General features: G+C 77.9%; 1 protein-coding gene and 2 pseudogenes. All 3 read right to left on the reverse strand.

Annotated elements, in window-relative coordinates:
- Positions 1 to 785 (reverse strand): annotated as a pseudogene (locus HUW36_RS32500) (prenyltransferase/squalene oxidase repeat-containing protein); the annotation flags it as partial.
- A 67-nt stretch (positions 786 to 852) separates the two neighbouring features.
- A complete protein-coding gene (locus tag HUW36_RS32505; RefSeq protein ID WP_174531542.1) occupies positions 853 to 1,332 on the reverse strand; it encodes a hypothetical protein in 480 nt (159 codons plus the stop codon).
- Positions 1,333 to 1,355: 23 nt separating this feature from the next.
- Positions 1,356 to 1,567, reverse strand: a pseudogene (locus HUW36_RS32510) (peptidase); the annotation flags it as partial.

Genomic DNA, 1,567 nt, shown 5'->3' on the forward strand with positions numbered 1-1,567 from the left:
CCCGCCAGCCAGTCGGCGCCCCGGCGGGCCGCGTCGCGCGCGCCGTCGACCCCGTCGTCGGCGGCGGCCAGGAGCGCCTGCACCGCCATCGCGGTCGAGTCGACGTCGAGTGTGGCGTCGGGCTGCGCGTCGCAGGACGGCGACGGCCCGTCGGCGGTGTCCGGGTAGAGCCGGAAGCCGCCGGCCGCGCACTGCTGGCGGACGAGGAAGTCCACCGCGTCCCGCGGCACGTCGCCGCTGCGGGCCAGCCCCAGCACCGCGAAAGACTGGTCGAACGTGTTGCCGACGTCCGGACCGCTGTCGGCGGTGGTACGGCTGGTCACCCGCCCCCGCTGGGTGCCCGCGTCCGCGCCGGCGAGCAGCGACAGCGTCTCCGCGCGCAGGTCGTACCCGCCGAAGTCGGTGGGGTCGGCGCCGGCGGCGGAGGCGGCGTAGAGCAGCTTGGCGGTGGCCCCGCCGTCGGTGAAGCCCTCGATGCCCCAGTCGTCGTAGCTGTTGTAGGCGCGTACGTGCGCGGCGACCTGTGCGGTGGCCGCCCGGCGGGTGGAGTCGTCCACCCCGGTCGCGGAGAGTGCGACCAGGCCGTCGATGGTGAGTCCCCAGTCGGGGCCGCCGAACGGGCCGGGCAGCGACCCGTCGGTGAACTGGCCGGCCAGCCAGGACGCGGCGGCGCGCGCGTCGTCGGCCGGGGCCGCCCCCACGGTCGGGGGCAGGGCGGCGACCGCGACCAGGGTGGTGGTCGCGACCGCGCCGAGGGTGGTGGCGAGACGCCGGGACACGGGCATGCGGGTGCCTTTCACGCAAGCGGTGGACGGGGGCCGGCACCCGGCACGGGGCCGGGTGCCGGACGGCTCAGGGTGCGGCGATGCTCGGCGGGGCGCCCGCGCCGAACGACCAGCCCTCGACCGTGCCCGGGGCCGGGTTGTAGGAGCTGGCGCCGGAGGAGCTGTAGGACCAGGCGCCCCCGCTGGTGGCGTGCCAGTAGGACCAGTACGCGGTGACCGGCGGGGTGTTCACGCACGGTTCGGTGGCGGCCGTGGGCTTGCCGTTGATCCGGCAGACGAACGCCAGCCCCCACCGCTGCGTGCCGGTGACGGTGAAGCCGGCGCCCTGGAGCGCGGCGATCCCGGTGGCCGGGTCCCCGGGGGCGCAGGCGACCTGCACCCCGCCGCCGAGCGCGGCGTAGTCGACCACGACGGTGACGCCCGAGGTACCGGTGCACGCTGCGGCCCGCGCCGGCGCCGCCGGCACGGTGGTCAGGGCGACGGCGGCGAGCACGGCGGCGAGCAGGCCGGCGATCCGGGTACGGACGGGGAAGTGGGGACGGGACACGGGTTCCTCCTCGACGACGGGGTTCACGGGCAGGCGAGGGCCGGCGCACCGGGCACGGCGCCGGCGGCGGACAGGTCGGCGTATCCGACACCGGTGAGGCCGAGCACGGCCTGGCCGGTGGCGCGGGCGGCGGTGTCCGGGTCGAACGCCCCGCCGTCGAGGTCGACCGCGCCCCGCTGGTCCGGCGTCGCGGCGCAGCCGACCTGGAGTCCGGCCAGGAACGCGCGGGCGCGGG

Origin of the sequence: Micromonospora maritima (genome assembly GCF_902825405.1) — a bacterium.
In the GTDB taxonomy this organism is placed as follows: domain Bacteria; phylum Actinomycetota; class Actinomycetes; order Mycobacteriales; family Micromonosporaceae; genus Micromonospora; species Micromonospora maritima.